Consider the following 3,913-nt stretch of genomic DNA (forward strand, 5'->3'; position numbering starts at 1 on the left):
GTCGCCGAGGTCTTGCAGACCGTTGGTCGATACCTGGAATTGGATCTGGCTGATCAGCTCCCGCGCTAGCAGCGTGGCGCGGGTGAGGCTCTGGTCACGGCCGATCATTTGGATGTTGCGGGCGTGCAATCCCAGCAGGCCAACGATGGCATAGGCGATGATGGCCAACGCCACCATCACTTCGAGCAACGTGAACCCCGCATGACGCCGAGGGGACTGGCTTACAGGTCGCATCGGTCTACCCAGAGTACTGGACCTCGCGGTAACCCTGGTCCATGCTCAGACGGCCGTTCATCGGATTCAGCCACAGGGTGTAGGCGTCGCGACCGTTGGCGAGATGAATCACGGTGGGGTCGACGGAGCCGTCGGGGTAAAAGACGGTGTAAATCTGTCCCTGGACGACCTTGCCGGCGAGCGTGGGGAGCACCACGTCCACGATGCTGATGGGGTGCTCCAGCCGGGTGCCGCGCGCCAGGTTGCCGATGTCATGCGCGAATTGCTCCAGATCAACGGAGGGGTCGGCGGGACTGACCCAGTAGCGTTGCTGGTCGAGGTCGTAATTCAGACGGTAGGAACTGCCGTTCAGTACGGCCTCACTGCGCAGCAAACGGAAGGTCAGGACCAAATGGTGCGATTGCGCCTCGAGCGCGGCAGTTCCGGGGTCGCGCAGGCGCGGGATCACCAGCGCAAACAGCGTCGCCATGATGACGAGCACAAGGGTGAGTTCGAGCAAGGTGAAGCCCGAACAACCCAGGCGCATCCTGTGGCGACATCGCGTCCACTGCCGGTTTCTGCCCCCGTCACAAGGCGCGGCTGTCGATATCGGCATTCTTGCCTTCACCGCCCTCCTGTCCGTCGGCCCCATACGACTTGATGATGTAGTTTTGACCGTCGCTGAAGTAGACGTACGGGTTGCCCCAGGGATCGATAGGCAGTTTATCGAGATAGCCGTCTGCGCTGTAATTGCGGGCGTTGGATGGCCGGGTGACGAGGGCTTGGAGGCCCTGGTCGGTGGTCGGGTAGAAGCCGTTGTCGAGCTTGAAGAGGTTCATGGCCTCCTCGATGCCCTTGATGTCCGCCAGTGCTTTCGTCCGGCGCGCTTCGTCGGTGCGGCCGATGATCTTGGGAGCCACCAACGTGACCAGCAGGCCGAGGATGAAGACCACGACCATGATTTCAATGAGGGTGAATCCAGCCCGTGCGCGCAGACGTTCCATTAATCGTTCCTCCTGATTGCGTCAGCATATGTGCATGTAGCACCCGCCATGGGGGGGTTCAACGAAGTCATTCAGCGCACCAATTGGTTCAGCTCGAAGATTGGCAACAAAATCGCCAGCACGATGAACAGCACCACCGCGCCGCCGATCAGAATCATCACTGGCTCGAGAATGCTGGTGAGCGCGGTCACCGCCGATGACACTTCAGCGTCGTACGCATCGGCCGCCTTGGACAGCATCTGTTCCAGCTCGCCGCTTTTTTCCCCGACCGCGATCATGTGGATGAGCATGGCGGGGAACAGCCCGCTCTTCTTCAACGGGGGCGCGATGCTTTGGCCTTCACGGATGCTGGAGCGCGCCTCCTCAATGGCCTTGCTCAGCACGGTGTTGTTGACCACATTCTTGACGATGTCGAGCGCCTGCATCAGCGTGATGCCGCTGGTCAACAGGGTCGACAGGGTACGGGCGAAGCGCGCCAGCGCGACTTTTTTGAGCAGCTTGCCGAAGTAGGGGATGGAGAGCACGTAGCGGTCATAGCGCAGCCGCCCGGCGGGCGTGCGGGTGCTGACGCGTATGGAGAGGACCACGGCGATGATGGCGCCGACCACCAGCCACCAGTACTCCTGCAGAAAGCCGCTGATGGCCAAGAGCACCGTGGTCATGAGCGGCAGCGCCGCTTTGTTTTCACTGAAAATCTTGGTGACCTTCGGCACGACGTACGAGAGCAAGAAGAAGAGAATGCTGCTGCCGACAATGGCCATGAGAATGGGGTAGGTCAGCGCGGAGCGCACCTTGTCGCGCAAGGCCGCATAGTTTTCCGTGTAGTCGGCCAGGCGCAGCAGCACGAGGTCGAGGGCGCCGCTGGCCTCGCCGGCGCGCACCATGTTGACATAGAGATCGGTGAAGATGCGCGGGTGGGCCTTGAGGGCATCGGCGAGCGAAGTGCCCTCGGTCACCTGCTCGCGGATGTGCGACAGGGTGCGCTTGATGCGGGCGCTCTCGACTTGCTCGATCAACGCCGACAGACAGTCCACTAGGGGCAGGCCCGCTCCCACCAGCGTGGAGAGCTGCCGGGTCAGCAACGCCAGCTCCTGCGGGCTGATGCGTTCGAGGTAACGCGCCAGGCTCAACCCCGAGCGCGCCTCGGCTGTCGCTCGCGGCTTTTGGCGTTGCTCCTCCGTCAGGTCAGTAGGGAATATTCCGCTACCCCGAAGCTTCAGACGCGCCCCTTTCGGCGTGTCAGCGTCGATGATCCCGCTGACCGCGCGTCCGTCCTGACTCAGTCCTTTGTAGGCGTAAACCGGCATGGCCCGCGCTACTCCGACGCTGGAAGACCTCGGAAAATTCGATGCCGATCAAGGCCGCGCGCGCCGGAGAGAGCGTGGGAGCGCAGGCGCGCACCGGAACGCTCCCACACCCGGACGCTCAAGGCTCGCACGTCACACCAGATCCTCCTGCGTGACCCGCAGGGCTTCTTCGATCGTCGTGACGCCGTCCAGCACCTTGTCCGCCCCATCCTCGCGCAGGGTGTTCATCCCCCGCGCCGTTGCCGCCCGCCGGATGGTGGCCGCATCGGCGTTCTTCATCACCAAGGCGCGGATCTCGTCATCCACCACCAGCAGTTCGTGAATGCCGGTCCGCCCCCGGTAGCCCGTGCGTTTACACTGGCTGCAACCCTCGCCGGGCTTGAAGATGGTGCGCCCGATCAGGCGCTGCGGCGCGATGCCCAGCTCTTCCAACTCCTCGCGGCTGGGTTGGTACGGTTCGCGACAGGCAGTGCACACGCGACGTACCAAGCGCTGCGCCATCACGGCGATCACCGACGACGAAACCAGGAAGGGCTCGATGCCCATGTCGAGCAACCGCGTCATGGCGCCGAAGGAGTCGTTGGTGTGCAGGGTCGAGAACACCAGGTGCCCCGTCAACGCTGCCTGGATGGCGATCTCCGCCGTCTCCAGATCGCGGATTTCGCCGACCATGATGACGTCCGGGTCCTGGCGCAGAATGGAACGCAAACCGTTGGCGAAGGTCAGATCGATCTTGGGATTGACCTGGATCTGGCCGACGCCGTGCAGCTGGTACTCGATCGGGTCCTCGATGGTGATGATGTTTTTGTCCGTGGTGTTGATCTTCGACAGCGCGGCGTACAAGGTGGTGGTCTTCCCACTGCCCGTAGGCCCGGTCACGAGAATGATGCCGTGGCTCAGCTTGATGAGCCGGCTGACCATCTCGTGCTTGGCGCCGAGCAGGCCAAGTTCCTCCAGGTGTAAGACGGTGGTCGACTTGTCGAGCAAGCGCATGACCACCCGTTCGCCGTACGCGGTCGGGACGATGGAGACACGGATGTCGATGTCTTTGCCCGCCAGTCGAATGCGAATGCGCCCGTCTTGGGGCAGGCGCTTTTCCGCAATATTCAGACCGGCCATGATCTTGACGCGTGAAATGATCACCGGCTGGAACCGCTTCGGCGGTGAGAGGATGTCGTAGAGGATGCCGTCGATGCGGAACCGGACGGCCAGGGCTCGCTCGAAGGGCTCGATGTGAATGTCGCTGGCACGGTCCTTTGCGGCCTGAAACAGCAGCGAGTTGACCAGGCGGATGATCGGTGCTTCGTCATCCGATTCGAGCAGGTCGCGCGGCTCCTCCAGGTCGGTCGCCATCAGATCCAGACGTTCTTCGTCGAGCCCGTCCATCAA

The 3,913-nt window shown here is 62.6% G+C and carries 5 protein-coding genes; all 5 read right to left on the bottom strand.

Going from position 1 to position 3,913, the window contains the following annotated elements; genetic code table 11:
• On the bottom strand, window positions 1–234 hold a 234-nt coding region (locus VF515_00985; protein ID HEX7406201.1), incomplete at its 3' end, for a prepilin-type N-terminal cleavage/methylation domain-containing protein.
• 4 nt (window positions 235–238) lie between these two features.
• Entirely contained in the window at window positions 239–760 is a 522-nt protein-coding gene (locus VF515_00990) for a prepilin-type N-terminal cleavage/methylation domain-containing protein (protein ID HEX7406202.1), read from the bottom strand.
• A gap of 40 nt (window positions 761–800) precedes the next feature.
• Window positions 801–1,217, bottom strand: a complete 417-nt coding sequence (gene gspG, locus VF515_00995) for a type II secretion system major pseudopilin GspG (GenBank protein HEX7406203.1) — start codon at window positions 1,215–1,217, stop codon at window positions 801–803.
• A 71-nt stretch (window positions 1,218–1,288) separates the two neighbouring features.
• A complete protein-coding gene (gspF, locus tag VF515_01000; GenBank protein HEX7406204.1) occupies window positions 1,289–2,524 on the bottom strand; it encodes a type II secretion system inner membrane protein GspF in 1,236 nt (411 codons plus the stop codon).
• 132 nt (window positions 2,525–2,656) lie between these two features.
• On the bottom strand, window positions 2,657–3,913 hold a 1,257-nt coding region (gspE, locus tag VF515_01005; protein HEX7406205.1), incomplete at its 5' end, for a type II secretion system ATPase GspE.

The organism is Candidatus Binatia bacterium (genome assembly GCA_036382395.1).
GTDB lineage: Bacteria > Desulfobacterota > Binatia > HRBIN30 > HRBIN30 > JAGDMS01.